This is a genomic window from Lysobacter antibioticus (assembly GCF_000731095.1).
Classification (GTDB): domain Bacteria; phylum Pseudomonadota; class Gammaproteobacteria; order Xanthomonadales; family Xanthomonadaceae; genus Lysobacter; species Lysobacter antibioticus_B.
Map to the genome: position 1 here is coordinate 1 of NZ_JMTZ01000004.1, position 25,628 is coordinate 25,628.

Genomic DNA, 25,628 nt, shown 5'->3' on the forward strand with positions numbered 1-25,628 from the left:
TCACCGGCGGCGATGTCGACCTGGTCGACCTGGATCGGATAGGTACCGACCAGGCGGCCGACGCCGTCGCGATCCGCGACCGATAGCGAACCGTCGACGAAGGTGAAGCCCGCAGGCGGCGTGTCGACCAGGGTCGCGTCGATCGTGTCGCCGGTGCCGGTGTTCTCGACCGTGACCGTGTAGCGGACCAGGTCGCCGATCTTCACGTCGCGCGGCGAGGCTTGCTTGATCACCCGCAGGCTCTGCGTCAGCGTCACCGGAGTGCTGGTGGCGCAGCTGCCTTGGCACGCCGGGTTGTCCGTACCGGCGCCGAGCACGGTGTTGTTGACCGTTTCCGACGCCTGTTCGTTGACCTTCGCGGTATAGCTCACCGTGTAGGTGCCCGGCACCGTACCGGCCGGCAAGGTGCACACCAGCGGGTTGGCTGCGTTGCAGTTGTAGCCGGCGGCGTTGGTTACCGCGACGAAATCCAGGCCGGTGCCGAGGGTATCGGTCAGCGTGGTCACGCCCAGGGTCTTGCCGCCGCTGATCGTGGTGGTCAGGGTGTAGGTGATCGTGTCGCCCACGACCACCGGGCCGGCGGTGTTCGCCGCCTTCGCGTAACGCACCGAGGCAGGTATCACCGGCGTGTTGACCGTGGTCGTGCAAGCCGGACCGGTACTGCCCACCGGACAAACCGGGCTGGTCGAGGTCGCGGTGTTGACGATGTTGCCGGCGGTCACATCGGCCGCCGTCACCACATAGGTGCCGGTCAGCACGCAGGTCGCGCCCGGCGCCATCGTGGCGCAGGTGATGCTGTTCGGGGTGATCTTGTTGTCGTTCACCACCACATTGGTCAGATTGCCGCCGGTGCTGGTGTTGGTCACCGTCACCGTATAGGTCAGCGTGTCGCCCAGCGACACCGTGCCCGAGCGGTCCTCGTCGGCATTGGCGGTCAGCGCCTTGACCAGAGTCTGGCTCAGCGACGCCACCGGGGTGGTCACCGTCGTGGTGCAGGCCGGGTCGGTGCTGCCCACCGGGCAGACCGGGCTGGTCGAGGTTGCGATGTTGACGATGCTGCCTGCGGTCGCATCCGCCGCCGTCACCACATAGGTGCCGGTCAACACGCAGGTCGCACCCGGCGCCACCGTGGCGCAGGTGATCGTGCTCGGGGTGATCTTGCTATCGCTCACCACCACGTTGCTCAGGTTGCCGCTGGCGCTGGTGTTGGTCATCGTGACCGTGTAAGTCAGCGTGTCGCCCACCGACACCGTGCCCGAACCGTCTTCGTCGGCATTGCCGGTCAGCGCCTTGAACAGAGTCTGGCTACGCGGCGGCACCGGCGTGGTGACCGTCGTGGTGCAGCCTGGATCGATGCTGCCCGTCGGGCAGACCGGGCTGGTCACGGTCGCGGTGTTGACGATCGAACCCGCGCTCGCATCGGTCGCGGTCACCACGTAGGTGCCGCTCAGCACGCAGGTCGTACCCGGCGCCACCGTGGCGCAGGTGATGCTGCTCGGGGTGATCTTGTTGTCGCTCACCACCACGTTACGCAGGGTCGAAGTGGTGCTGGTGTTGGTCATCGTGACCGCATAGGTCAGCGTATCGCCCACCGACACCGTGCCCGAACCGTCCTCGTCGGCATTCGCGGTCACCGTCTTGGCCAGACCCTGGCTCAGCGACGAGACCGGCGTGGTCAACGTCGTGGTGCAAGTCGGATCGGTACTGCCCGGCGGGCAGATCGAACTGGTCGAACTCGCGGTATTGACGATGTTGCCCGCAGTCACGTCCGCTGCGACCACCGTATAGGTGCCGATCAGGGTGCAGATGCCGCCCGGCGCCACACTCGCGCACGGCGTCGTGCCGCCCGTCGGGGTGATCCTAGAGTCGGTGATGACTACATTGTCGAGATTCGTGGTCGTGCTGGTGTTGGTGACCGTCACCGTGTAGGTCAGCGTGTCGCCCAAGGTCACCGTGCCCGTGCCGTCTTGATCGGCGTTGCCGGTCACCGCCTTGACGATCGTCTGGGTCGGCGGAGGAACGTCGTCGTTGACGATGGTACAGGTCGCCGAAACGCCGCTGGCCAGGGTCAGGCTGCGACCCGACAGGGAGCCGCCGATGCAGCTCCACGTGCCGGCGGTATAACCGGTGACGTTGACTTCGCTCAAGGTGTACACGCCGGCACTGACCGACACATTGGTCACCGCCGCGGTACCGCTGACGCCGGTGATCGGGGTTGGACCGGTCGCGGTCAACGGGAAGTTGTTGATCGTCGCGGTGCCGCCGTTGTCGTTGATCACCGTCTTGACCAGGGTCAAGGTCGCGGCCTGGTCGTTATTGTTGATCGTGCAGGTCGCGGTATCGCCGACGGCGAGCGTCAGGCTGTTGGAAACGACCGCGCCGCCGTTATTGACTACGCAGCTGTAGGTGCTGGCGGTATAGCCGCCCGGGCCGCCGGTTTCGGAGAGCGTGTAGTTGCCCGCGCTGACCGAGGCATTGGTGACCGCCGTGGCGCCGGTGGCACCGCTGATGCTGGTCGGGCCGTTCGCTTGCAGCGTCCAGGCCGTCGCAACCGCGGTACCGCCGTTGTCGTTGGTCACCGTCTTGACCAGGGTCAGGGTCGCGGCCCGGTCGTTATTGTTGATCGTGCAGGTTGCGGTATCGCCATCGGCCAAGGTCAGATCACTGCCCGACAGCGCGCCGCCGACGCAGCTCCAGGGGCCGGCGTCATAGCCGGCCATCTCCGCTTCGCTCAAGACATACACGCCCGGTGCGACCGACGCGTTCGTCACCGTCGCGTCGCCGCTGAAACCGTTGATCGTGCTCGGGCCTTCCGCGGTCAACCGGAAGTTGGCGACCGTCGCGGTGCCGCCGTTGTTGTTGGTCACCGTCTTGACCAGGGTCAGCGTCGCCCGCGAGGTCGGAGTGGTTTCCGCACAGTCGTTGCCCGGCGATGCGCAATCGACGAACTGCGGGATAGCGACCGTATTGAGAATGTTCGCAGTGCCCGCGGCGAGCGGATTGTCCACCGCCACCCGGAAGGTCAGATTCTGCGTGCCGCCCGCGGCCACCGTCACTTCCGCCGTGTTGGCGCACACGGTGGCTGCCGGCGCACTGACTGCACAGTTGAAGCTGTCGCCCGCTGCAGCGGTGGTCCCGGTCGGCACTGTCTCGGTTATGCGGCCAGCCGGAATGGTGGCTGAGGTCGTGCCGTCGTTGATCAGTTGGATCTGATAGACGAGCGTTTCGCCGGCCGCAGCCGTCGGGCCGCCGGTCTGCAGCGTCTTCACGACCCTGACGATCGGCGTCACCTCGGTGCAGTCGTTGCCCCTGCCCGGGGTGCAATCGATGGGCGTACCGCCAGTACCGTCAGGGCGCCGACCGATGGTGGCCGCCACGACATTGTTGATCTCCACGGCACTGCTCGGCAGCGGGCTATTGACCCGGACGACGAACATCAAATCGGCCGTGCCGCGCGCCGGTACTGTGGCGGTATTGATGTTCGAACAGCTAGTGCTGTTGCAGTTGCCGAAGTCCTGCTCCGCATCGCCGGTTTCCACCGTGGTATTAGGCGGAATGGTCTCGGTCACGTTATTGGCATACACCGTACCCGCGTCATCGCCGGTATTGCGAAACATAAGCTTGTACGTCAGCTTGTCCCCGGCTTTGATCGGCTGACCCACCACATAGGCCACGTCGTTGACCAGAGCGAGCGTCTTCTCCAGGCCGGAGATATTCGGCCTCAGCGGGAAATTGAGCGGCACGGCGCAGGACGCCGTGTCGTTGGTCGTCCCGCCCGTAATCACCGGGCTGTACCGACCAGTGGTGCGGTTATAGAAATAGTGGCCGCTGTTGTTGGACGCATAGACGGAGTTGCTGGTCGCCGCCAGAGAAAACCACTCGAGCAGGTTCGGCGAACCGTCGGCCAACAACGGCCGGGTGAGGCGCGTCAAAGTGCCATCACCGATGTCGAAGGAATAGAAGTCTTTGCCGATCGCCACCATGCCCGAATCAGGGCCGGAAAATATCAGGTCGCCCGTACCGCCCCCTTCGGGCGGAAAGTCGGGAGTCAGAGTGATGGGCGTCGTACTAAACGTATATTGCGTGGGACTGCTGGCGGTAAAGGTATACAGCCTCATCGGGTTATTGCCGGAGGCAATATATCCGGAGCCAGGAGTACCCTTCGCCCAGGCCCCGCGGACGATATCTCCGTTGATGGGGAACGGCAGAGCCGCGTCGTACATGACGCCATCAGGGTTCACACCCTTCAACTGGACAGACCCCGAGGACTTCGTGACGAAAAGCAGGCGCCCCTGGTTAGAGTTAGCCTCCGTGTCGATCATCAACCCGTTGGCAGTTCCCGGACCGAGAGGGTCTGGCAGCGAAAAAACGGTCGTTTCGGTGCCATTCGGAAAGAACTTTCTGATGGTAAGGGCCTGGCCAGCGTTGGCTTCCTGCAGCGAATAAATCGCTTGCTCCCCACCGACTACGGCGCAGAAATTTTCCTGGGCCAGCGCTTGGCCAGCCGCGAACTGCGCCAGCAACAAGACGCTCCATACGAGCCCTTGTCGCCAGCTTCGCTGCGAAGCAGCCACGCGTTGCCGCAACAGCGACCTAAGAGGCGCGCACAGCATGCCTCCCCACCTGTTAACAGCTCCAACCACTCTTAGCCCAGAGATATTCATTTCTCGCCGCCCATTTGATTATTCAGCTGCCGGCACAGCGCGTATTCGTCATCCGGAAAACAGATACCGCCTCACCTCCCGACTGCGCGCACGCAGTCAAGAGATTCCTGATCGGAACTTCGCCCACACCTCGGACGAGCGCGCGCCCCCTGAGTTGGCAGGAGCGCCCACATCGAGCGTGGAAGTCATGGTGTGCAGTCGGGACGGAGACGAACTGCGCGCCAATCGGCGCCAGCTCTCACCACCCTCACTGCCCTCAGTCCCAAATACCTGCAGCTGGCCGATGCGCCGGCTGCAGGTCCCCAGTTCGGCTCACCATGCCGTGAGGCCAATGCCAATTAAGTCCAAAAATAATGTGACATTAGTCTCATGGCGGCACATTTTCGCCAGATCCGGCGGCATTGATATAGGGAAATGTCTTAGTGCCAGTTGGAGGGACTAAGAAAAGTCTTAGACGCCCCCTCGGGGGCATCGTCGATACCGGTGCCTCCCGGCGCGTGCCGACGGCATTGGGCCGGCCCTTTTCGCGGTATTGCCAAAGCGCCTTGCCCGCTCGCCGGGCATATCGACTGCAGGCTTGGAGTCGCGTCGATCGCTCGCGTGCCGCTCGTCTCAAGCAGGCGATGAATGACGCGGTCGCCGCCTATCCGACCGACGCAGCGATCGGCGGCAACGCACGAATGAGTCGTTGCGCCAGGTCGATGCCTGCACATCTTCAACAGCTTCGATGAGAGCGGGCACGAAGCGCTGACTTTCGGAATCGGCACGCACCTGCGAGCCGATTACTTAGCTGGGACAGGAGAACACACAGGTCCGCGCGGACCACGGCATTGCTGAAGTTCCCCGCGAACGACCGCTCGGGATCTATCTATTTGGAGAGGTTCGCCGGCTACTTTCCTGGCGTATAGAGCATTCGACAACGATCGCGATCGAACCGAACGTCTCCGCCTATTTCCAGGAAGTAGCGCAACTGCCAATCCTGTGTAGCCCGGGCCTGCCCGCTCTTCGTCATGGCCCAAGGCGGGTACACGCGTATCGCTCGCTTGCCGCCCTTGCCGCTACTCGACAGAACGCCTCGCTCGCTCAACACCCGCTTCGGAAACACGAACTGGCCGAAGCCGGAACGACAGCGCGCACTGACGACATAGAAGTCGACATCGTCCGATGAGTCGAACGGCCGAATCGGACCGGCGCCGATGCGCTTCCATAGCGTCACGAATTGCCCGACCTTCACCGGCGTCGTCTTCGCAGCGCGAAAGCAAATCGAAGCCCCGTCGAGCCGGAACGTACAAGCTGCATACTCCGAACTCTCGGCTTCCAGGCGAAACTCGCTCAGTTCGTACTGACCCGGGTCGTAGACGAGCGCCTTCGCGGCAATGAGATCGCTATGCATGAAGCCTCCTTTATGAAACGACAGATTCGTTGACGGAACGCCCGACAGGCCCGGGCATCGCCCATGCCAACGACGTCGATGGCAACGTGCGCGCTGCTGTCGGCGGGCGATCGGCCTGGCAGGCTATCGGCAATCAATCGCAGCCATCGATAACCGAGACACCGCAGGGATCGCATCAGACCCGTGGATGGCCGGCCAAGTGGCGAGCCACTTCCACGTTCCCAGCTGGCGCTCACGACGCAGCCGGCCCGCGCGATCGCTGGCGCAATCGATTCCACATGCGCAACACACGTCCGGCCGGCTGCGCCCGCAGTATTCGCCCGGCTAGCCGGGACGATTACAGCAAGCCGAGTATCGCTGCGTCCAGGCGGGATCGGGCAGCTAAGATTTTTCCCTATGTCGCCGACAGCCGCCTTGATCGACAATCCGAGCCACCTCCCCTCTAGATGCCGGACGGATGGACTCGCGGCCGCATCGATCTACGGAGGTCTTTACTCCGGGCCCAGGCGGCCATAGCTGAAGACTTCGTGCCGATCACTCACAGAAGCAGCCGAAGCGCGCTGTGCATCAGCCAGCCGCGTGCACGAGCGCTTCAGGGTCAGACTCGCGCATCGCTCGATCGGCATCGCTCGGCGCTCAAACAGGCCCGGCAGCATGTGAATCCACTATTGTTCGACGGTGATTGAAGCGCTCGCTTCAACGCCTGGACGGCATGCATAAAACCAACACGCAACCGGAAACGCCCCATGCCCTTTGCAGTCTATCGCGCAGACAATCGAGACCCCGAGCAGATCGCCGCCACGGGATTTCAAGCCCGAGTGCCGCTGGATGAGGCAACGGCGCGCCAATTGATCAACCGCTCACTGGTCGATGCGAACGCCCCTGTGCAACTCCCCAAAGCGCGCGGGAACACGATTGCCGAGTACTTCGATGCGACGAAGGAGCGACCCGCGCTAGTCGGCCTGCCTGCTCTTTACGACCAGATCCGCAAAGAGACCAGCGGCACGACCATGCATGTATCCACATCGCCCAGCACGGGGGTCGGCGGCTTCGAGCACCGCAAAAACATGTACCGGATCGAGCTCCCTGTCGAACACATGTACGCGTGGGAGATCGATCCTTCGCGAAAAAATAGCATCGTCGCAAAGCCAAGGGCGATATCCGACCTCGATCAAACCCGTCCCGCCCGCGATCCCCAGACTGGAATTGCCTCAAGCAAGCCGGTGTTGCTGACCGATGCGCCTACGATCGACGCGTCCCGAATCATCGCCATCTCCAGCCCGAGCGGAGACGGCGAAGTCGCGTTCCTGACGGGTATCCCTAAGGAATGGATCGGCCAATCGCGGAGCCTCGAACACAGCAGCCCCTGGCAAGCCATGCCACAGGCAGTGGCACAAGCGGCAACTGGTCCAGCCATGCAAGCCGCGCCTCTTCAACCCGGGCATTCGTCGAGCACTTCCCCGGCCGCCGCGGCCGCGCACGACAGCATGCCGGAGCGCAGAGTCGCAGACACTCATCCGTATGCGAATCCCACCCATGGCTTCAACGCCCTGTACCAGCAGGCCCTGGGCGCCATCGACACACTCCCCGCCATCGCGAATCTATCGCCATCGGACCGAAGACAGAACGCAGCCTTGTTGGTCGACGTAGCCCGGCTGGCGTCGCCGCCGTTGGAGCGGATCGACTCGGTCGCTCTGGGAAAGAGCGGTGGCCTGTTCGCGATACAGGGCACGCAAAACGACCCGGCCAGCAGGCACGCACTGTTGGACAAGCCTGCCGCACTTCCCGCTGCACCTCCGACCAACCCGCAACCCGCTCCAACGCAACGCGCCGCACCCGAACCTGGCGCGCCGCAGCCATCCGTCAGCGCGTTGCGGCAGATGTTCGATTCCGTACAGGAATCCTCTCCCGCCTCGGCTCCAGCCCCACGTCGGCACTGATCTCTGCGCAGGCCGGCCTCAAGCGGGTCGTGCTGTAGCCCCACGCTTGTCGGGGTACGTATCGGCACGACCGGGAGCGTCCTGGCGATACTTGGCGCCGGTGGATGCATGGAGTTGGGAACCCTTGCTTCGCGATGCCCGCAGAGAACGTTTGTGGGTTTGGCCCCGACCAAAACGCGGGGCCGATGCATTCGCTCGCGCGCCCCGACGGCGCCAGACGTACATCGCCTGATCGACGGGCGAGACGAATCACTCTCGGCTGTTGCTCGATCAACAGAGCAAACACCGGCCGGTACTGCGTCCTGGGCTTTCTTCGCAGGCAGCACCGGGCGAACGCCGCCTCGAATCCGTCGCTAGCGCGATCGGCAAGGCCGCCCCTGCTGCAGTGCAGCTAAGAGTATTCCGTATACGATTTTGGACGACAGTCTGTCCTAATGCATCGGGCTCAAAGGCCCGGGAGCAGAGCGCCGCTCCCGGGAACGGAGAATCGATGGACTGCGCCTACGAATAACGCCTGAGTGCGTAACCAAGCCTTGAAAACCGGGCCGCATCCGCCGGCCGAGGCTTGTGTGCGCGTGGGATGCGTCGTCGCGGCATCGGAACCGGCTGGGACACCCCTTTCGGGGCATCTCCGAAACGGGGTAATCCGGCAACTGCATGTGCCCACAGAACGTTTCTAAACGTATCCGAGATCGGCCTGTTCCGGGCGGATCTCAACAACAGGGGTTCGATCATGCGAGCGAAAAATGGTTCATTGGCGCTGCTGCTGATGGCAGTGAGCGCCGTGCCGGCGGTATCGACGGCGGCACCGATAAGCAATCCGCGCGACGACAGTTGCAGTCGCCCGGAGAACAACGTATCCAAGTTCTGGAACGATTCCAACTTCGCCGCCAAAGTGGCGCAGATGAACTTCAGCGGCGGGATCGTCTGCATCAACGCGAACGTGGGCATGGCCGCGGGCCAGGTTTCGGCGAGCGACGTCTATACCGCCGATCACATGTACTGGGTCGCGGACGCCATCGCCGTCAAGGCAAGGGAACTGCCGGGCCTGAGGAGCGACGCCGATGCGTTCAACTCGAAACTCAACGAACTGAACAGTCTGGTCGCGTTCCTGCGCATGGGTTTGGTCAATCAACCGATCGACCGACCGATCTCCAGTCAGCCGAGTTGGCTGATCGAGAAGATTCAGCTCGCCATGGACGCATTGGTCTACGGCTCGGGCGAGCCGAACAAGTACATCTATGCGTTCAACAGCGACACTCCCGCGAACTTCCCAACCGCGACCAATAGCGAACTGGTCCGCAACATCGCGCTGCTGTTCGCCGACGGCGCCGACACCCTGCCTTACGACAATGCGCGCAAGGACTATCTGATCACCACCACCAAGGCGGTCATCGAGCGTTTGAAGTACATGAACAACTACGTGTCCCTGTTCGTCCCGGCCAACGCGCCGGGACACAGGGCGCATGAGTACCTCAATGCGAACGCCTTCATGAACCGGCTTCCCGGGTACCTGATGAGGACGCTTCGGCAAAGCCTGCTCTCGACCAAGCTGGCGAACAATGCCCAGGCATTCACCACCGAGGTGCGCTATCCGAAGCGCATGAACGGTACAGGCCCGCTTCCCAGCGTCGACGATCGCGTCGACGTTCCGTTCTCCACCGGTACGGACAAAGGTTACCGCCAGGTGTTGCCGACACGCGATTGGGCATACTTCAACCTGTCGAACCGCGCTTACGATCAGAGCTATCAGAATCCGAACGTCGAGGTGAACGCGGTAGCGCCGCATTGCGACACCGTGCACTTCGAGCTGGTGTACAAGCCTAACTACGCACCGAAATCCGCTGGCGACAACCCCCTCTACTTCCCTCTGACCTTGAATGTCCGATCGGCGGGGTACTACGACGCCAAGGACAAGAAGCAGATCGATACCAATCTGTCCTACGGGACCAGCCCGGGCGGCTTGCCGAAGCAGGTCTATCTGCAGGCATCGGACGGCCATGACGGGAAGTTCTACTATTCGGCGACGTTCAAGCTCAATGCCGGCAGCGGCATCGACGCCGTCGAGTATCCCCTGAGCACCTTCGACATCCAACTGCTGCCGGGCTCGCCGGTATACAGGAACAGTGACGGAACCTTGCTGGCTACGGACAGCCGCGGCGCTTACAACCAGTCCGAAGTCAGCGTCGGCAAGTTCAGGTATGACTGCCGGACGACGAAGGGACAGGTCGCGGCCGCTCGGATCAGAAACGAACCCACATTGCGCAGCGCGTTCTTCGACACCTACAACGCGGCCTTCGACACCGCACGTAGCGCCATCCTTTCCGACAATCCGTATCAATCCGGCGGAGCGCAGGCCGCGTTGATGCGTGAACTGATGGAGGCCTATGGAACGTACCAGTTCTCCTCGCGCTACCAGACCGCCATCCAGGACACCGGGGTGCTGGAGTGGTGGAAGGGCCGGATCAAGCCGATAACCCAGGCCGTCAGCGACGAACTCGTTGCCGGGCGTACCCGGCACAAGGGCATGGTGATGGCTCTGAGCTACGTCCTGAGCTATACCGGCCTGCTCGGCAACTGCGAGCACTACAGCATGTGCCGCCCCTACCGCGACAGAAGCAGCGCCGACGACTACTACTACGATGTCAAGTTCCCATACAACCGCGGCGGTTATCTCTGGCGCATCTGGGCACAGAAGCCGAGCGACCTGGTTACGGTCTCCAATGCTTACATTCAGGAGCGGATCACCAAGGAGCTCGATCTGGCGCACGAGTACTTCTACAAGAAGGTGTTGAACAACCGCTGGAGCGAATCGGAGAAGAACGGCCATAGCTATCGCGCCGGCGATTTCTACATCAATGCGAACGCATACAACTGGCAAACCACCTTCGAGCCGTTCGTGGAAGGTATCTTCGACTTCAACGAGTATCACCAGAACAACACCTTCGCGGGCGGCACCTCGTACGGCCAGTTCTCCGACCGCTCGGAAGCGGCATTGGATCGCGGCTTCTGGATCTATGCGTATGCCGATAATCCGTCCTACCGCGCCGGCAACTACGTTCCCTGGGAGCTCGGCCACGAGGCCGCGCACGAACTGGATCGCAAGAGCTTGTTCCTGAAGCACTCGAACGACACCAATGTGGCCTCGTACACCGGTTGGCCGAGGGACTCGATCACCGAAGGCCTGGCGGAAGTGGTGCAAACCTATCTGAGCGAAGAGCTGGACCGCCTGGCCGACAGCAGATACCTGACCACCAAGACCGCCGGCCGTCCGGTTTCTTTCCTGGTGCATGCCGCCCAAGGCACGGTCGCCGCGAAGTCGACATCCGACATCTGGCTGGCGGGCGCGCGCTATGACGACCCCGCCTTTTGCAAGAACCGCGGCGGCTGCGTCTACGACATCAATACCAGCATCTACAAGCATCTGATCGATAAGGACCCCGCCCAGCTCGACTACATCAACGACCTCAAGCGGTCCGGACGCTACTCCGCCGCGAACGACTACTACGCAGGCGGCTTGCGGGATAGCTACGAAGCAGCGTTCTCGCAGAACATGCGCAACGCCAAGGATCAGTACGTACGAGAGAACCCGGGCAAGCTCGTGGAGTGATGCCGGACCCAAGCAGCGCCTCGGAGACGAGGCGCTGCCTACCGATGAGGTTGACGAATGATGCAGGCAAAGTGGTTATGGCTCGTCGTTCTAGCGGCGCTGGTCGGGTCGGTGTTCGTGGCCGTTTCCGATCCGTTGCAGCGAACGCTTACAGGGTTCTTCGAGCAGGACGCGAGCCGATCGACATCTCCATCCGCAACCGATGAGCACCGCACCGACAACGCGCGCAAGCAGGCCGTCGGGCTTACTGTGCGAGACGAGGAGTTGCTCACCAGGCATTTGGCCGACCAAGACCCGGGCGCCGCCTTGTCCGCGCCTGCCGAAGCGAGCGTCGTGCCGGAGGACCTGGAAAAACTGCCGGAGGCCGAGCGGATGGCGTATCTGGCCCGCGAGCGGTTCGGCCCCAGGATTGCGCCCACCCCGAGCGAAAGCGCTCGCTACAACATCCCCACGGCCCGGATCGAAAAACAAAGCGACGGCAGATATTGGCTGATAACGGACGATGGTCCGAGTCGCCCCAATCTCCCGCCGGGGACCATCGTCGAACGCGATCCAGAGCGGCGATGAATCAAGTTGCGCGGCACGACTCGCCACGCCCTCGCCCCGCGCGGTCGCCCTTCGTTAACCCAGTATCGGGCCTGCCCTGCCACAATTCAGCCACGACGATTCGAGGCCGCTGACCTTGTCCAGACTCAAAAATGCTTCGCCGTTGATTCTTTTGGTCGCCATCACCGGGTGCGCGCCGGAACAGCCCACTGCGGCTAATGTCCCCCCCGACTCGGCGCCGAAGGCCGCGCCTGCCGCATCCGCCGTCCGACCCGGTAAAGACGCCAAGAATGCGACCTATATGATCGACGGGGAGCCGGCCACGCTGGTCGACGGTGTCGAGGAGAAAACCATCGTGCCCGGCTCGGCTTCCAAGCAAGTGACGCGCTATACCGAGCATGCGTTCGAGATGGATCTCAACGACGACGGCCAGAAAGACCAAGTTGTCCTGTTGACCCAGGACAGCGGCGGCAGCGGCACCTTCTACTACGCCGCTGCGGCGCTGAAGACCCCGCAAGGCTACCAAGGCACGAATGCGGTGTTCATCGGCGACAGAATTACCGTTCAAGACTTCAAGGCCGACCCCGAGAGGCCGTCGCAATTCTGGATCAGCTATGGCGAAAGGCAGGCCGGGGAGCCGACTGCGGACGACCCGATGAACATGGCTTCCAAAGAGTTTCGATGGGATGGAGCCTTGCTCGTCGAAGTGAGCGCTGCCGGCGGTACGAAGTAGATCCACGCATACGCAAGCAAGCCCCCCGTCGGCGATTCTCAACCCTAGCCCGACGGGCATGTCGATCGCGAACGAACGAGTGTAAGCCCACGGGCGAATCGAATTTTTCAGGGAGACGCCCTGGCCCCTCGTGGGCCGGGGCCATTCAAGAACCCTGCTGCCTCGCCACCGGCAACCGGCAAGCACCGCGCAGCAGCCGCTGCGCGGTACCCGGACAGATCATCCGGATCGGAAGTCTCTTAGTCCGATTGCCGCCATTACCGGGAACGATAGGTGCCGATCAGGTTCATTCCGGAAAAGGCCGACCAGCCGTTGACCATGACGTAGTACGTCCCGGCTTGGACGTTGGCGATGCGACAGACTTCCATGGCGCTGCCCAGATTTGCACGGCAGTCGTAATTGGTCGTCGTCGGCGATGAGCCGTACTTGACGTACAGATCCGCATCGCCCCCGTACCCGCTGGCGATGAACTCCAGATCCGAAGCGCCGAGCGGCACGCTCAAGGCCCAGTATTGATAGCTGCCGGTCGAACCGGAAATGCCGCCTACCGAAACGCCATTGCTCAGGATGCCGACTCCCGTACCGATATCTCCGAAGGAACCACCGCCCCCACTGCCCGCCCGGTAGCTGCCCAGCAGACGCATTCCGGAGTAGGCGGACCAACCGTTCACCATCACGTGGTAGGTGCCGGCCTTGGCCTCGGCTATACGGCAGGTTTCCGACGTGCTGCCCAGATTCGCTCGGCAGTCGTAGTTAGTGGACGTCGGTGCGGAACCGTACTTGACGTACAGATCGGCGTCGCCGCTGTACTCGCTCGTGGCGAACTGCAGCTCGGTCGCTCCCGAGGGAACCTGCATCGTCCAGAACCGATAGCTGCCTGCCGCGCCGGAAATGCCGGTCTTCGCGACACCGTTGGCCAAGCTGTCGGCCCCGCCCTCTTGGTAGCTGCCGACCAGGCGCATTCCGGAGAACGCGGACCAGCCGTTCACCATCACGTGGTAGGTTCCCGCTTGTGCGGTCGGGATGTCGCACGTCTCCGCGCCGTTGCCAAGATTCGCGCGACAGTCGTAGCTGCTCGTGCTCGGCGCAGCGCCGTACTTGACGTACAGATCGGCATCGCCGCCATATCCGCTGGTCGCGAATCTCAGCTTCGACGCTCCCGGCGGAACGACCAAGGTCCAGTATCGATAGCTGCCCGCGGCCCCCGAAATGCTATCGACGGGAATTCCGTTGCTCAGCGTGCCCGTGGGCGACACCGGAGCGGCGACGGCAATCGATTTGGCGACGGTATGCTTGGCTCCCTTATCGTCGGTCACGGTCAAGGCCACGCTGTAGGTACCGGCCTTGGCATAAGTATGGCTGGCACTGGACCCGGTCGCCGTGGCGCCATCGCCGAAACTCCAACTGCGCGATGCGATGCTGCCGTCGCGGTCGACCGAACGATCGGAGAACGCGGCCGTCAGGCCGTTGCTCGAAATCGAGAAATCCGCGGTCGGCGGCGAATTCGCCGACCCGGGATCCGGGACCGTTACCGTCTTGGTAACGGTGGAGATGGCGCCCTTATTATCGGTAACGACCAGGGTGACATTCCAGGTGCCGTCGAGGAAATTGTGCGCAGGATTCGCCTCCGCGGACGTTGCGTAATCGCCGAAGCCCCAATAGCGTGAAACGATGCTTCCGTCCGGGTCGGTCGAGTTATCGGTGAAATGCAATCTATTTGCATAGCCGCCGGAGACATCTCTCGCAAACGAAAAATCGGCCACCGGGCGCAAGTTCGCCGTGGCCGGGTCTCCACGAAATGCAGCAACACGCCTCTTGTTCTCGATCAGCACTCGCCGATTATCGTTAAGATCCGCGGTACCCAAGGTCGTGCCGCCGAACGTCAGCTCCGGACTGGAAAAATACCTCAGCTGCCGGCGTTGGCCATTCGGGGCCGAACATAATCCGTACGACATGATCGTGTAGAACCTGTTGTCCGGGGTGCAATAGCCCTGTCCATAACTGTAGTACTTACCATTGTTAGCCGTGAACTCATCATGAGCCGCACCCAGCAAATGGCCGATTTCATGAGCAATCGTACTCATACTAAGTATGTTCGACTTGCCGATGAAAGCGAACGCCTCCGATTCGTCGGGGCGAAGTTTAGTGACAAAGCCAGCTGTTCCATTCGAGTTGTTGATCAACAAGACGATATCCGCGGCATTCGCATCCCGGGCGGCGTGGATTTCGTCCATGTATCCATCGCCGCGCTTGATTGCACGATCCAGATCGAGAAACGGATTTTCCGTCGGGTAGTTCACCTCCAGGATATGCGCCAGATCGAGCGTCATCCCTACCTTGGAGTTGACATAGGCAAGATTGGCGTTGGCGATACCCGCTTCCACATCCGAACGGATATCTCCGCCCGCTGCGGCGATGGCTTCCTTGGCATCCTTCGTGACAACGACCATGACCCGGACGGTAACGTCCTCGCCCGCATTAAGCGCAGCGGGTCCCGGCCCGGCATATCCCGACGATTGAGGATTCACTGAGCTTTGTGCAGGACGAATCCCCGAGCTTTGCCCCGATGGCCTGGGCGAGGGCGCCGAGGGGATGAGCACATCGTCCTGCATAGGAGGCGATTCTTCCATTTCCGCCAGCGCATGCTCACCGTTCGGCAGCGGGCGAATACCGAAAGAGCGGCCGTCCATGCTCATCGTGCCGGTCACGGTGTTCCCACGCCGCACCAGGACCACGGAGTTGAGCGAGTCGTGGGCCACCTCGCGCCCGGTCATCCTGCGCGTCTTGGACGTCTCGCGCACGTGGCCGATCCATACCAGGCTGCCGCTGTCGGTACTGCGTGCGTTCTCCAGTACCAACGTCACCCGACGACCATCCAGGTCGGCTTCGATCTCGGAGACCTTCTCCGACACCGCAGCCGCATTGACTCGCACGATGTGGCGACTCGAAGCGCCCGGCAACGCAGCGGCGGCAGCGCGCAAACCCGATGGAGATGGTTCGATTTCACCTACGAATAACGGCTCGCCCGCATACGCGGACGCGCAAAGAGTGAGCGCACCTAACGTGAGTAAGGGCCGCATTAGAGTGTTGCTTCGAGAGGTCATGGCTTGCTGTATTCCTTTGTCGTTGAGAACTGAATTCCCTAACCAATGAGGAGAAAAAATGCCGACAAAGATTCAGGGCTTCGGATTTATCGGCAATTCTTTCTAACAACGACCAGCCGCCCCGCCTAGAATCCAAAACACGAACCCCGCGTTCCCATTCGGACAACCGCGCTCGATCCTCGCCACCTTTCATGAAAGCACTCGGAAACGGAGGCAAGACCATTCTGTGATTGCCGCCCGACCGATGCCGATCGCAGATCTATGCGAGCAACACACATACTGATCATCGACGCTCTACTCAGTCTGGATTCAGGCGCGACATCGCAGCACGCGGGGCACGATAAGTCGCCGCGAAACTTGGATCGTATCGGCAGTCGCTCCAGCCACCTGGGGACTCGTACGGCTCTGGCGTCGAGGCTATTCGCACCCCTCCGATGAACTGCGCTTCCGCGGCGTCGAGCCGCACGAGAGCGGACGCTCAGCAAGGCGCCATTCGTTCTTGTAACTCATCGGCTCGCTGTGCAGCCCCGCATGCGCGCTTATACCGGCCAACGTGCGACTCGCCATGGAAAAACGGAACCGCGAGACCCTGCACACAAAGAGGCCCGTCGAACAGTCACTGTTCGACGGGCCGTCTTCCGATCAAATAAGGGCTCTGTGCCGTTCCTGTTCGATCTACCCATAGCTGCCTGCATCGACCGCACCAGCGGATCCGCATCGACCGCACCGTTAAGATCTGCACCAACCTATCCAACCCACATCTAAAGCTCGACGTCGCCGGAGAAGGGAATGGAGAGATAGCCGGACGCCAGCGAACGCACATGCGCCAGGTACTCCGGGCTGTAATCGGAATTGTCGGCCACGATCAGCGCGCCCGCCCGCAAGCGAGCTTCCACCAGCACGCGCTACGGACGAACACACGCTCCAGGCCTTCATGCGAGAGGTGCTGCCGAACACCTCGAGAGCGGCTCGCGGACGCGCGGGCGACCTCATCATCGCGCCCCTCGGCACCGGGGGGAAACGATTCTCGGAATCGCCGCGAACCGCCCCGGAGATCAAGGCCTATGCGGTGGCCAAATCCGACATGTTCCTGGCCTACATCGAGCCCATCGAGCAGGCGTGAGCCTGCGTTTCATGAACAGGTATCGTAGACGACGGCTCCGGCCCTAATCTGCAGTGGCATTCACATGCTCCCTAGCACAGGGTTTCAACCACCGTAACGCGGGTAGACCGCGGGAACCGCGATGGGATCGCGCTGTCGGCGCTTTCGTTCCCCGCCTACCTTTTTGGTCGTCGCCCTGGTGCATTCGCGCGCGGACCGTTCCGTGCCCGGCGCCAGGGCGGCATCGATGCATACCACCTTCCCGGCGACGATCATCAACGCCTGGCCGCCACCGTAATCCTTCACTTCGTCGTATTTGAACGGCGTCAGTGGCCGCCCGTCCGCATCGAGCAAGGCGAACTTCTTCATCCTGGACACCGCGATGAGCCCGTGCAGGTCCCAAGTCGCGCCGATGTCGCTCTGGTCGTACACCAGCTTGCCGTGGGTATCGAACAACTCCAGCCGATACCGTTCTTCATGCGCTTTCCGGTACTGCATCCTCTCGTACGGATTGAGCGCTTCCGGCGGCGGATTGAGCAAGGCGCGGTAAGCGACGGTCCGCCCATAGAAGCTGCCGCCGCTGCGCGGCATGCGCAAACCGGTGACGAAGTTGACCGCCACGCCTTGGTATTCCTGCTCGAACACCATCGCCCAGCCTTGATCGAGGCCTTGGCGATCGATGCCTGGGGAGATGTCGTAGTACGCGATCGGCAGAACGGACCGCCCCTTGGCATCGAGCAGGCCATCGCGAATCTTCCTGGGCTCGCCCGGGCCGGCGATATCCCGCCGGACCCGATACCACGACACGGCAGGGTTCGCATCCGTGGCGCTTTCGAAGATGCCGCTGTACTCGAACGGGATCACCGTGTCTCCACGGGCGTCGATGACGCCGTAACGCTCTTCGGCCGAATCGCCCGCTGCCGACTTGACCACGGCCACCGCCTGGCCGTTTTCGAAATGCAGCTCGCGCTCGAACAGCATCGTCGACACTTCGTTGCCTTGCCGGTCGAAACCGCGCAGGCTCTGCAACCCGATGGCCTTGAAGCCCTTGCCGCCGAGATCGGTCAGGTACTGGTAGCCGATCGGGATCACTACGCGCCCGGAGCGGTCGACCACACCGAACCGCTGCTCGCCGTGTTTACGAATCCGCGCAAGATACAAACCGTCGCTCATCGCCGACACTTTCTCGTGCGACGGCGCGCGCTGTCCGCGCTCCACGATCTTCGGCGGCTCCGGCTCCGCGACGGATTTTCCGGAGAGCGCCTGATAGTAGCGAACAGGGGCGCAACCCGAGATCGAACACACCAGCGCGATTGCAAGCACCTGCACTACCTTCGACATACGCTCGATCCTTGGGCGCGCAACCAATCACGGAAGGCTGCCATGATTAGCATGAATCTCAACGCCTGTGAAAGGGCAGTCGCAACCGGCGCATCGCCACACAGGCGGTCAAGGCGCCGGGAAGATCGCCCGAAACGCGCCGACCGGGAGGGTTGCCAGCGACGCCAGAACTGTCGGCAAGGTGCTGGCCCAGGTTAACGCTCCAACCAGGCATGAAGAACATCGCCCGGTTGAGCGGCGCGGGTTCGCGATAGGGCGAAGGGCGAGAACGGTGGCCGTCCTCGCCCTTCGATCCGATCGGTGCCATCGGACTGTCGCCCTCGATGCCGCCACATCAGCGTTTGGGCGACTGGCGCGGTTCACAGGGGGAACGGCAGCGGATTGGTGTGGTGGATGTAAATGTTGACAACGCTGATCCGGCATTGATGATGCAGGAGCGGTACGACCTCATTGGCGCCGGGGTCCGGCCAAACCTGCGACCGATAGATATCGCAGGTGGACTGCGCGAAGTTCCCGTATCCGCGGTATGCAAAAAGCATCGCGTTATCCCACAGTTGCCGGAAGAACTCGACCGATTCGGGGGATGGGGCTACCTTCGCCGAGGTCGGCACTGTCGCCGTGGGATACGGCGTTGCCGCCGCTGCGTTGTTCGCGCCCAGCAGTGTTGAGATAGCGAGCGCGCCAGCAAAAGCGATCTTCGTGATGTTCATAGTTACGCTCCATGTGATTAAGAACAGCGAGCAATAGACCGCACTGGAGGTGCGACGGCTCCGTTCTTCGTGACGTAGGTCGGACGCCGGAATCCGCGGAACAAGCTTGCGACGACAATTATTTTCCGGGCCTGCGAGCGGCCCGGTTCAAGAACTGCACGCGGAGTCGGTGTGGCGCCGGACGTGGAGATCCACATCGCCTATACAGACGAACTCGAACTAACGGATCCCCTACCTCCGACGACACGGGTATTCGGTTCTAGGGCCGAGGTCACAGTCGATTGCGAGCCCAGCGCACAAGTCGCGACCAGGCGATCGCTGCGGGGTGGCCCTCCTTGCAGACGCGGCACAAGGCACCCGTTGGAAGACCCTGCGATGGCCGCTACACGAGGAGGACGCAATCTGAATCCAGCTCACGCGATCACAGAATGAAGATTCGTGAGCAACATTACGGCCGGCCAGTGCTTCCATCCTGCCAGGCAACGATCGCGACGCGACCGGTCGGCGCTCGCCGATGCCGAGAGAGAGATCGCACCCTCGCCCCCAAAGAAGGAGACAGCCGCCATGTCGGACTTAACCTCTCGCAAGCAGTCCAAGGACGCCGCACGCTCGGTAGTCGTGACCCTGCAGAACAACACGCCTTACGACCTGGAACTCAACAGCAATTCGGAGAGCCTGCCGGACGGGAAATGGGACGACTATCCTCCGACGGTCATCAGGTCCGGAGAAAGAGGCGAGTGGAAGTCCGAGTCCGACCGCTTCGGGACCGGGACGTATGGATCGGTGAGCTACTACATCCTCGACCAGTCGCGGAACTCGGTATCGGTGAGTTGGGATGATCCCTATAACGGCAGAAATTCCGATGGCGGCGGCGTCAGCGATAACAACCGGTACAAACTCGACATGCCGGGCTCGATCGACGGCAATAACGCCGAGATGGATTTCACGCTCCGGTACCTCGGCTAGGACACGCAAGCACCCTAGTCGGTTCGATGCGACCGACACCCCGGGCCAGCGCCATAGCTGCGCTGGCCCGGGGGGCCGGAACCTAAAGGCGTCCTGGGGGACACAGGGAGCGTGACTCGGTTGCCCCCAGCCTGCGCCCAGCTATTCGGTGCAATGACTCAACGTTCCGGCCCCAGGCTGGGCCACGGACGCCTTAAGGGCTGGACGCGCCGGGGCGGATATACCTCTTGAAGAAGTCGACATAGCCGGCGTATGCCGCTATCGGGTCGCCTTCATAGCGTGTGTCCGCATCGTAGGTGCAGTGGGCGCTGCTGCCGAACGCTTTCGCGTACGCGCGACAAAGCGCTGGTCCGAAATCCGGGTAGTGGATCGGATCGCGCTTGCTCATTTCCTCCAGCGACAACAGCCGCCCCACCTCCGGACTGTCGTAGATCAAGCGGACCGGAGGATCCGCCTTGACGCCTGCGTTGACGCTGCCTATCGCGCTGCCGAATTGGACGTGCTTCGGGTGCTGCTGATTGAACGCGGCGATGAACTTGGCCCGATCGCCTGCAATCAAGAACCGATTGGCGAATTCCGCACCAGAATATGTCGTCTGCGCGTTCACCGCATAGACCGCGTTCACTCGCGTGGATTGACGCGCGACCGGGTCCGGGCTGTCGGGATCGCGCATGTCGTCCTGCAGCGCCGTCCACACCGCCAAGCTCCCACGCGACTGCCCGACGAAGAACACGTTGCGTTTGTCGATATTCAACGCATCGGCGTTGGCGCGAATGAACTGCAGCGCATAGGCGAGATCGTAATGCGGAACGCGCGGATCGGTATCGCTGTTCGGCAGCGCATCGTTGGTCACCGGATGCCGGAACTCGACAGACGCGAACGAGAAGCCCGCCCGCAGCGCCGGGACGATCAGCGCCTGATACATCGGCGAGTCTTCCGCCAGCGCCTTGCTCATCCCGTTCGGATGCGCCCAGACGATCAACGGTGTCGGCGTTGTCGAGGGCGTCCGGTAGAAGTCGAACTCCTGCTCCAGCGCTCGCCCTCCCAGCGTCGGCTCCGTCCAGACCTCCGCCCCGTAGCAAAGCCCCGGTCCCTTCGCGCCCATCGGTAATTTCGTCGGTACGCACGCGCTGGCACCGGTGGCAAATAAGGCCAACGCCGCCCCGGCGCACACCAGGCCCGCCCACAGGCGCGACTTCGTATTACGCCTCGTTGCTTCCTTTTCCAGAATCATCGTTTCGCTCCATGATTGATCGCCGGCGCGCGGGACGCGGCCGACGTCGCATCCAACGCGCCACCAAGCGAACGGTTGACGTGGCCTATCCGGCCACGCGGAGCCCGACGCCGCGCGGGCCGTAGTGCGAGAGCTCATTGCCCATGACGGATCGCCCATTCTGTCAGCGCCCTACGCTCGCTCGGCAGCATGTCCGTGGCATTCCCGGGCGGCATGCGCTCGCTTCCCACCGCTATCGCGATCTGACCGGCGTAACGAGGCAAGTTATCGGGAGTAAAGACGATCCCGCGAGGCGGCGAGGCCATGCCCGGAAAACTGGGTTGCGCAGCGTGGCAGGCCGCGTACCGGCGCAGAACGATCTCTTCTGCGTGCAATGGGCGCTTATCGGTTGCGGCACTATGCGCACGGGCCTCGACGCGAACTCGATCGAACCCGTGCCGGGCCGATGCAAGCCAGCCAACTCCCAAGCCCAGGGTCAGCACCGCACCAGCGGTGATCCAGCGAAATCGCGCCGGCATCACGCCGCCGTTCTTGTGCGTCGCTTCCAGTATCCGACGCGAGATCACGCTGAGGACGAGGACCGTGGCGATCGTGAGAAATGCGTGGCCATTGGCCCGCACGATGGCCCCCATATGGCTGGACAGCATCAGGAAAACCACCGCCGGCAGGAGGAACGAATGATAATTACGCCGATCCCAGAGTTGCTTCTTTACCGGATCGGGACGCTCGCCCCTGATCAGGGCGTCCACAGCTTCGCGCGTCGCCGGGTGGAGGTACCACAGAATATTGGCGGTGATGGTCACACCCAACATCGCGCCGACCTGGATCATGGCGCCCTGCTGCGAGAACAAACTGGCGTATGCGTAGACCCAGGCCAGGACATGGATCGCGCAAGAAAGAATGTAGGTGCGCCGATAACGAAGGGGAATGCGGTTGATGGCCTCGTTGATCAACGGGGCGCCCAACAACCCCAACAACGAGAAAGCGACGGCCGCTCGCCCCGACATGGAAAGAACACCGGGATCGATCAGATAGACTTGCGGCTGGCGGTAATAGATGAGGCCGAGTAACACCAGGCCCGTCATGAACAGCCAGCGGATCTGATTGAACGACCAGACCAGGCCTTCGAGCTCCGAAGCCGTCGGCGCGGCCACTTTCGCGGTCCGCCAAAAACCCAGGCTGTGAGTATCCCAAACCTCCAACTCGGCTTGCGGACCGATCAGTGGACGAGCCCGGAATGCCAGGCGCCTAAGCCACAAGCCGAACCCCATCCATGCCACCGCAGCAAGCACATGCAACCAGCGGGCTATGTCGGCAGCGAAATCGAGCAAGGCGTCCACCATCACGAGATCTCCTTCAACCCTGTCTCGATAATCGAGCGCTTCCTGGTCCCTGCTCCTATCGCTGCAAAACGCTACTGCCGAACAGCGCGGCGTTTCACTCACGCACTCTCACTGCACGCATTCTCGCTACCCCCTACAAATGGGGTCGTCGCACAGAATCGCCATTTAAAGCATCCGCACAGGTGCCTTGAACTTTGGCCAAGAATCGGTTGCCTGGATTGGGTCGGCCACCTGGCAAGTTGAGATACTTATCGCCAATGAAATCCGATGCGGTGCAGCGGCGATTGTTCTCAGGCGTTCGCCGGATCTCACCCACACACATATATCGGCGTCTGATCATTGACCCATAGCCCCGCTTGATCCTCCGCTGCAGGATCGGATGTAACCGCGAGTGCAATCACCGGTCGCCCTCGCCGCTCATGTGCAAGTCTTTGCACAGATTGCTTCATGGCCGCAATCGCAATCGAGAAGACGAGCGTTCGCACGCGAAACATCTCCTTCCGCAAGTGTGATTGATCCCGCGTTTATCTGTGATTGTCATCGGTGTCTTGGTCTTCTATTCGCGCACACCCTCCCGAAGTATGGATTCAGATCGTGCCACCCGATCTTTCCAGCACTGCGCGGCCAATCCAATCGCCGCGTTACTAACTACATAAAACAAACTCTAGGGGAGTGAATATGAATAGTGCATTCAAGCGACATCCGCGCATTTGCGCGCTTTCGGCGGCGGTAGCGCTGTGCGTCTCCGGCATCGCCGGCGCGCAGCTGCCGGAAAACCGGCCGGAAGGAGGAGATCCCAACCGTGTGTGGGTCCGCTTCCAACCGGGCCAGAAGGCCCAGGTCAAGACGCAGATCCAGCAGACCGTGAGCGCGGTGCGCGCGGAGACGGCCAGCATGGCGCGAGCCGCTGGCGCGGCCGCGCCGAGCATTTCCAACGGCAAGACGCATTACGAATTCGACCATCTCAACGCGATGGTGGTGTCGCTGCCCGAGCAGGTTCTGCGCAAGCTGCGCAGCAACCCGAACCTGGTGGTGGAGCGCGACGTACCGCGATACCCGATGGCGGAGTACCTGCCCTACGGCATTCCGCAAGTGCAGGCGCCCGATACTGTCGCCAGCGGCGCCGACGGCAACGGCGTCAAAGTCTGCGTGATCGACTCCGGCTTGCGCGCCAGCCACGAGGACTTCGCCGGCATTACCGTCAGTGGATATGCCAGCACGGGCCAGACCTGGAACACCGACACCTGCGGCCACGGCACCCATGTGGCCGGCACCATCGCCGCGGTCGGCAACAACGGCAAAGGCGTGATCGGCGTCAGCCCGGGCAAAGTCTCCCTGCACATCGTCAAGTACTTCGACGGCCCCAGCTGCGGTTTCAGCTACGCCTCCGACCTGGTCAACGCGGCCAACCGCTGCGCCCAGGCCGGCGCCAAGGTCATCAACATGAGCCTGGGCGGCGGCCTGCCCAGCAGCAACGAGAGCACGGCGTTCACCAATCTGTTCAACCAGGGCATCGTGTCGGTAGCCGCCGCCGGTAACTCCGGCAACACCACCAAGAGCTATCCGGCCTCCTATCCCGATGTAATCTCGGTCGCGGCGATCGACGCCAACAAGGCCAAGGCCTCGTTCTCGCAGTACAACGATGCGGTGGATATCGCCGCGCCGGGCTCCGATATTTCGAGCACCTATCCCAAGATCGGCCAGCCCGTCACCGTCGGCAGCCAAAGCTTCGACAGCCTGCCGATGGTGGGTTCGGCCTCGGCGGCCGCAAGCGGCGCCCTGATCGATGGCGGACGTTGCGCCGCGGCCGGCGCCTGGAGCGGAAAGATCGTGTTGTGCGAGCGTGGCGACAACACGACGTCCGACAAGGTGAACTTCGTCAAGAGCGGCGGCGGTCGCGGCATCATTCTGTACAACAACGTCTCCGACCCCTTCCCCTACAACACCGGCCTTCCCGGTGGGGCCACCACCACCCTCAGCGCCGTCGCCGTCAGTCAGGGCAGCGGGCAAGCGCTGCGCGGCTTGGTCGGCCAGACCGCCTCCATCACCCCCAGCTACACCTTCGACGTCAACGCCTATGCCGTGCTGAGCGGCACCTCGATGGCGAGCCCGCACGTCGCAGGCGTTGCTGCGTTGTTGTTCAGCGCCAAGCCCAGCGCGACCGCCACGGAAGTGCGCAATGCGCTGACGAGCAGCGCACTCGACCTCGGCACGGCCGGCCGCGACAACGAGTACGGCTTCGGCATGGTGCGCGCGTTCGAAGCGGTGGACGCTTTGATCGGCGGCAGCCCGGGCAACCAGGCGCCTGTGGCGAACTTCAGCTCCGCCGTCAGCGGCCTGACGGCGACCTTCACCGACAGCTCGACCGACAGCGACGGCAGCATCGCCTCGCGCAGCTGGAACTTCGGCGACGGCACCGCGGCCTCCACCGCCACCAATCCCAGCCACACGTATACGGCAGCCGGCACTTATAACGTCAGCCTGACCGTCACCGACAACGCCGGCGCCACTCACACCAAGACCGCCTCGGTCACGGTGGCGGCCCCGGGCGGCGGCGTGCAGACCTACACCAACGACGCCGACTATGCGATCAAGGACAACACCACGATCGAAAGCCCGATCACGGTGGCCGGACGCACGGGCAACGCCCCCAGCAACGCGCTGGTTACGGTGGCGATCGACCACAGCTTCCGCGGCGACCTGCGCGTCGACCTGGTCGCGCCGGACGGCTCGCTCTATTCCATCAAGGGCTTCAATGCCAACGACAGCGCCGACGATGTTCGCGGCACCAAGACGTTCAGCCTGACCACCGAAGGCTTGAACGGCACCTGGAAGCTGCGCGTGCAGGACAACGCGACCAACGACATCGGCACGCTCGAAAGCTGGAGCATCAAGTTCTGATGAAGGCAGCCGACAGGAATCGTGAAGCGATTCCATCACTG

Annotated in this window: 15 protein-coding genes; 7 read left to right on the forward strand and 8 right to left on the reverse strand. The window is 62.5% G+C overall.

Features of this window, described 5'->3' with window-relative positions:
* A partial coding sequence (locus EX88_RS0101020) for a DUF7507 domain-containing protein (protein ID WP_031370170.1) occupies positions 1–3,983 on the reverse strand: 3,983 nt, incomplete at its 3' end.
* Positions 3,984–5,553: 1,570 nt separating this feature from the next.
* Entirely contained in the window at positions 5,554–6,057 is a 504-nt protein-coding gene (locus tag EX88_RS0101025; RefSeq protein WP_031370171.1) for a MepB family protein, read from the reverse strand.
* Between the two features lie 746 nt (positions 6,058–6,803).
* On the opposite strand from EX88_RS0101025, the gene EX88_RS0101030 reads away from it, so the two are divergent.
* The 4 genes from EX88_RS0101030 to EX88_RS0101045 all read left to right on the forward strand — a co-directional run bounded on the left by EX88_RS0101030 (position 6,804) and on the right by EX88_RS0101045 (position 12,886).
* The gene (locus tag EX88_RS0101030; protein WP_152566016.1) at positions 6,804–7,997 is read left to right on the forward strand and encodes an XVIPCD domain-containing protein; all 1,194 of its coding nucleotides are present in this window, start codon (positions 6,804–6,806) and stop codon (positions 7,995–7,997) included.
* Positions 7,998–8,730: 733 nt separating this feature from the next.
* The gene (locus EX88_RS0101035; protein WP_152566017.1) at positions 8,731–11,607 is read left to right on the forward strand and encodes a hypothetical protein; all 2,877 of its coding nucleotides are present in this window, start codon (positions 8,731–8,733) and stop codon (positions 11,605–11,607) included.
* A gap of 57 nt (positions 11,608–11,664) precedes the next feature.
* Positions 11,665–12,174, forward strand: coding sequence for a hypothetical protein (locus EX88_RS0101040; protein ID WP_031370174.1), 510 nt, complete (start codon positions 11,665–11,667; stop codon positions 12,172–12,174).
* A 115-nt stretch (positions 12,175–12,289) separates the two neighbouring features.
* Positions 12,290–12,886: a hypothetical protein gene (locus EX88_RS0101045; RefSeq protein ID WP_152566018.1), complete on the forward strand. Its 597-nt coding sequence runs from the start codon at positions 12,290–12,292 to the stop codon at positions 12,884–12,886.
* A gap of 257 nt (positions 12,887–13,143) precedes the next feature.
* On the opposite strand, the gene EX88_RS24955 is transcribed toward EX88_RS0101045, so the two are convergent.
* Together EX88_RS24955 and EX88_RS26985 are read right to left on the reverse strand one after the other, a co-directional pair.
* Positions 13,144–15,990 carry a pre-peptidase C-terminal domain-containing protein gene (locus tag EX88_RS24955; RefSeq protein ID WP_081930520.1) on the reverse strand — a complete coding sequence of 949 codons (2,847 nt, stop codon included), beginning with the start codon at positions 15,988–15,990 and terminating at the stop codon, positions 13,144–13,146.
* A gap of 761 nt (positions 15,991–16,751) precedes the next feature.
* Complete coding sequence (locus EX88_RS26985; RefSeq protein ID WP_223621278.1) at positions 16,752–16,892, reverse strand: hypothetical protein; 141 nt, start codon at positions 16,890–16,892, stop codon at positions 16,752–16,754.
* A 32-nt stretch (positions 16,893–16,924) separates the two neighbouring features.
* On the opposite strand from EX88_RS26985, the gene EX88_RS26990 reads away from it, so the two are divergent.
* Positions 16,925–17,113, forward strand: a complete 189-nt coding sequence (locus EX88_RS26990; protein ID WP_152566019.1) for a hypothetical protein — start codon at positions 16,925–16,927, stop codon at positions 17,111–17,113.
* 84 nt (positions 17,114–17,197) lie between these two features.
* On the opposite strand, the gene EX88_RS0101070 is transcribed toward EX88_RS26990, so the two are convergent.
* Together EX88_RS0101070 and EX88_RS0101075 are read right to left on the reverse strand one after the other, a co-directional pair.
* Complete coding sequence (locus EX88_RS0101070) at positions 17,198–18,433, reverse strand: WG repeat-containing protein (protein WP_031370180.1); 1,236 nt, start codon at positions 18,431–18,433, stop codon at positions 17,198–17,200.
* Positions 18,434–18,792: 359 nt separating this feature from the next.
* A complete protein-coding gene (locus EX88_RS0101075) occupies positions 18,793–19,143 on the reverse strand; it encodes a hypothetical protein (protein ID WP_031370181.1) in 351 nt (116 codons plus the stop codon).
* 438 nt (positions 19,144–19,581) lie between these two features.
* Here EX88_RS0101075 and EX88_RS23365 point away from each other — a divergent pair, with 438 nt between their 5' ends.
* Positions 19,582–20,109, forward strand: coding sequence for a hypothetical protein (locus EX88_RS23365; protein ID WP_152566020.1), 528 nt, complete (start codon positions 19,582–19,584; stop codon positions 20,107–20,109).
* A 193-nt stretch (positions 20,110–20,302) separates the two neighbouring features.
* Here the strand turns inward: EX88_RS23365 and EX88_RS0101085 are convergent, their stop codons facing one another.
* A complete protein-coding gene (locus tag EX88_RS0101085) occupies positions 20,303–21,343 on the reverse strand; it encodes an alpha/beta hydrolase (protein WP_152566021.1) in 1,041 nt (346 codons plus the stop codon).
* A 134-nt stretch (positions 21,344–21,477) separates the two neighbouring features.
* Positions 21,478–22,686, reverse strand: coding sequence for a urate hydroxylase PuuD (locus EX88_RS0101090; RefSeq protein ID WP_031370184.1), 1,209 nt, complete (start codon positions 22,684–22,686; stop codon positions 21,478–21,480).
* A gap of 678 nt (positions 22,687–23,364) precedes the next feature.
* Between EX88_RS0101090 and EX88_RS24200 the strand changes: the two genes are divergently transcribed.
* Positions 23,365–25,587, forward strand: a complete 2,223-nt coding sequence (locus tag EX88_RS24200) for a S8 family serine peptidase (RefSeq protein WP_081930521.1) — start codon at positions 23,365–23,367, stop codon at positions 25,585–25,587.
* The last annotated feature ends 41 nt before the right edge of the window (positions 25,588–25,628 follow it).